Origin of the sequence: Streptomyces herbicida (genome assembly GCF_032656585.1) — a bacterium.
Taxonomy (GTDB): domain Bacteria; phylum Actinomycetota; class Actinomycetes; order Streptomycetales; family Streptomycetaceae; genus Streptomyces; species Streptomyces herbicida.
This window is the reverse complement of the sequence record NZ_JAUYWJ010000066.1, coordinates 1-4,316: the sequence shown is the minus strand read 5'-3', so window position 1 is coordinate 4,316 and position 4,316 is coordinate 1. Positions and strand designations below refer to the sequence as shown.

Annotated in this window: 1 protein-coding gene; it reads left to right on the top strand. The window is 72.1% G+C overall.

Translation table 11 applies throughout. The annotated features are described in order from the left end of the window. On the top strand, positions 1–4,316 hold a 4,316-nt coding region (locus Q8A52_RS48635; RefSeq protein ID WP_316765118.1), incomplete at both ends, for an amino acid adenylation domain-containing protein.

Genomic DNA, 4,316 nt, shown 5'->3' with positions numbered 1-4,316 from the left:
CCACGGTTCGACCCCGGGTGCGGGCGGCCACACGCCCTCCGACTTCCCTCTCGTCGCGCTCGCCCAGCAGCAGGTGGAGGAACTGGAGGCCGCCGAGCCGCGCCTGACCGACGTCTGGCCGCTGTCGCCGCTGCAGGAGGGACTGCTCTTCCACGCCCTCTACGACGAACAGGCCGTGGACGTGTATGTCGGGCAGCGGGTCCTGGATCTGCGTGGCCCCGTCGACGCCGGCGTGCTGCGGGCCTCATGGGAGGCGCTGCTCGCGCGGCACGCCAGCCTGCGCGCCGGATTCCGCCAGCCCGCCGGTGCCGAACAGCTGGTCCAGGTGGTGGCCCAGGGCGTGACGCTGCCTTGGCGCGAAGTTGACCTCTCGCATCTCCCCGCCGACGAGGCGGAGGTGGCGGCGGAGCGACTGGCCGAGGAGGAGCGCGGAAGCCGCTTCGATCTGGCGAGGCCGCCCCTCCTCCGGCTGCTGCTGGTCCGGCTGGGCGCCGACCGGTTCCGTCAGGTGATCACCATGCACCACATCCTGATGGACGGCTGGTCCATGCCCGTGATGATGCGCGAGTGGACCGCCCATTACGCCGCCGGGGGACAGGCGGGCGGGCTGCCGCAGGTGACTCCGTATCGCGAGTACCTGGCGTGGCTGGCGCGGCAGGACAAGGAGGCCGCGCGGGAGGCGTGGCGGCAGGCCCTGGCCGGGTTGGACGAGCCGACACTGGCGGCGGCGGCCGATCGGGGGACGGTGCCGGTACTTCCGGGTGTGGTGGCCGTCAAGGCCCGTGACCGGCTGGCCGAGGAGCTGCGGGCGTTGGCCCGTGGGCGAGGCCTCACGCTCAACACCGTGGTGCAGGGCGCCTGGGCGCTGCTGCTGGCCAAGCTGACGGGCCGGCGCGACGTGGTGTTCGGCGCGACCGTCTCCGGACGGCCGGGCGAACTGCCGGGCGTGGAGAACATGCTCGGCCTGTTCATCAACACCCTGCCGGTACGGGTGAGCCTGGACCCCGCGCAGTCCACGCTCGACCTGCTGCGCGAGCTGCAGGACCAGCAGTCCTCGCTGATGGCGCACCAGCATCTGAGTCTGGCGGAGATCCAGCGGATCGCCGGCGCGGTGGTGGGCTTCGACACCCTGATGGTGTACGAGAACTACCCCGTCGACCCGGCGGGCCCGCCCGTGCCCCCCGGCCTCGAACTCGTAGGGGCCAAGGGGCAGGACGCCGCGCACTACCCGCTCACCTTCGTGGTTGTACCGGTCGACGGGCTGGAGCTGCGGCTGGACTACCGGCCGGACGTGCTGGACGAGGCCACCGCTCAGACGCTCATGTGCCGTCTGTTGCGGGTGCTGGAGCAGGTGGCGGCCGATCCCGAGGCGCCGCTGAGCCGGATCGACGTACTGGACGAGACCGAGCGCCGGACAGTCCTGGCGGAGTGGAACGACACGGCCGGGAAGGCCCCGGCCGGGACCCTCGGCGAACTGTTCCGGGCCCAGGTGGCCCGTACCCCCGATGCGCCGGCGGTGGTGGCCGGCGAGCTGGAGTGGACGTACACGGAACTGGAAGCCGCCGCGAACCGGACCGCCCACGGGCTGCTCACCCGGGGCATACGCCCCGGACAGCTGGTGGGCGTGGCCATGGAGCGGTCCGCCGAGCTGATCGCGGTGCTGCTGGGGATAGCGGTCGCCGGGGCCGCGTATGTGCCGGTGGACGCCGGTCAACCGGTGGAGCGGCTGCGGCTGATGCTGACTGACACGGCGCTGGTGGTCGGCGATCAGGCCGTGGCCGACGAGGTCGTGGTGCCGGTCGCGGAGCTGCTCGCGGGTGCCGACGACAGCAGGCCGGTCACATGGGCCCGAGGCGACGACCTGGCGTACGTGATGTACACGTCGGGCTCGACGGGTACGCCGAAGGGCGTGGCGGTGTCGCAGGCCTCGGTGGCCGCGCTCGCGACCGACGGGTGCTGGGAGGCGGCTCCGGGCAAGCGGGTGCTGATGCATGCCCCGCACGCGTTCGACGCCTCGACGTACGAGGTGTGGATGCCGCTGCTCAGCGGCGGCACGGTCGTCGTGGCACCGCCGGGGCGCGTGGACGCGGAGCAGCTGGAACGGCTGATCGCGCGCCACGAGGTCACCGCCGTGCATGTCACGGCCGGTCTGTTCGCGGTGCTGGCGGAGGAGTCCCCGGAGTGCCTGGGGGGCGCCGCTGAGGTGCTGACCGGCGGCGATGTGGTCCCGGTGGGCGCCGTGACGCAGGTCCTGGCCGCACAGCCGCATCTGGTGGTCCGTCATCTGTACGGCCCGACCGAGGTGACGCTGTGCGCGACCACGCACACGATCCGGCCAGGGGGTCAGGTGACCCCGGTCCTGCCGATCGGGCGTCCGCGTGACAACACCCGGGTGTATGTGCTGGATGAGTTCCTGCAGCCGGTGCCGGCGGGTGTGACGGGTGAACTGTATGCGGCAGGGTCCGGTCTGGCCCGTGGATACGCGGGCCGGGCGGGGCTCACGGCCGAGCGGTTCGTGGCGTGCCCGTTCGCTGAGCACGGGAGGCGCATGTACCGGACGGGCGACCTGGCCCGGTGGACACCCGAGGGCGAACTGGTCTTCGCCGGCCGTGCGGACGAACAGGTGAAGATCCGCGGGTACCGGGTGGAGCCGGGCGAGGTCGAGACGGCGCTGGCCGCGCACGAGTCGGTCGGCCAGGTCGTGGTGATCGCCCGCGAGGACCGGCCGGGCGAGAAACGCCTGGTCGCCTACGTCGTACCCGCCGCCGGGGACGAGGCTGACGGCACGCTGCTGCAGGACTTCGCTGCAGACCGGCTGCCGGACTACATGGTCCCGGCGGCAGTGGTGGTGCTGGACGCGCTGCCCGTGACCGCGAACGGGAAGATCGACCGTGGTCGGCTCCCCGCTCCCGACTTCGCGCGCCTGACCGGCGGCCGGGGCCCGGCAACGCCGGACGAGAAAGTGCTGTGCGCGCTGTTCGGCGCGGTGCTCGGGCTGGAGCGGGTCGGGGCGGAGGACTCGTTCTTCGTGCTGGGCGGCGACTCGATCATGTCGATGCTGCTGGTCTCCCGCGCCCGCCGGGCCGGTCTCGTCGTCACCGCACGCCAGGTCTTCGAGCACCGCACACCGGCCGCGCTCGCGCTGGTGGCCGAGCGGCTCCCCGACGCGGCCGCCCCATGGGCCGATGCCCGGGCAACCGGTGTGGGCGAGATCCCCCTCACCCCGGTGGTGCGGGCTCTGGAGCAGCGGTCCGGCCCTGACGCCATGACGAGGAACTTCTTCCAGTCGCTGCTTCTTCGGGCCCCGCAGGATCTCGATGTCGATCGGCTGGTGCGCGCGCTCGGGAAGCTGGTGGATCACCACGACGTGCTGCGGGCCCGGCTGGAGCAGGACCGTCTGCTGGTCCCGCCGCCGGGCGGTGTTGCGGTCGGCGGGTTGGTCCGTCGGGTGGATGCGTTCGGTCTGTCGGGTGCGGAGCTGGAGCGGTTGACCGGCGAGGTGGCTAGGGCGGCCGGGGAGCGGCTGGATCCGTCGGCCGGGGTGATGGTGCAGGCGGTGTGGTTGGACGCCGGGCCCGAGGCTCCAGGGCGGCTGCTGCTGGTGGCGCATCACCTGGTGGTCGACGGGGTGTCGTGGCGGATCCTGCTGCCGGACCTCGCGGCTGCGTATGAGCGGCCCGACGAAGCCCTGGACCCCGTCGGTGTGTCGTTCCGGCAATGGGCTCTGGCCTTGGCCGCTGAGGCGAACAGCGCGGAGCGGGCCGGTGAGTTGTCGGCGTGGACGCGCATGCTCGACCGAGCGCCGGCAGACGGCGGTCTGCCGGTGTCACGGCCCTTGGACCCGCAACGGGATCTGGCTTCTTCCATGCGGCAGCTGACGGTGACCGTTCCGGCCGCAGTCGCTTCGGAACTGCTGACGCGGGTCCCGGCAGCGTTCCATGCAGGTGTCGACGATGTGCTCTTGGCGGCACTGGCGACGGCTATCGGCGAGTGGCGCGGTGATCCGGGCAGTGGGCTGCTGGTCGATGTCGAGGGTCATGGGCGTGAGCCGTTGGTCGAGGGCATGGACCTGTCGCGGACGGTCGGCTGGTTCACGAGTGTGCATCCCGTTCGGCTGGAGGCCGGAGGTGTCGATTTCGCCGAGGTGCGGGCCGGTGGTCCGGCCGCCGGTCGTGTACTGAAGCGGATCAAGGAGCAGTTGAGGGCTGTGCCCGGTGATGGTCTGGGCTTCGGGCTGCTGCGGTATCTGAACCCGGAGACCGGCCCGGTGCTCGCGGAACTGCCTGTGCCGCAGGTGGGGTTCAACTATCTCGGGC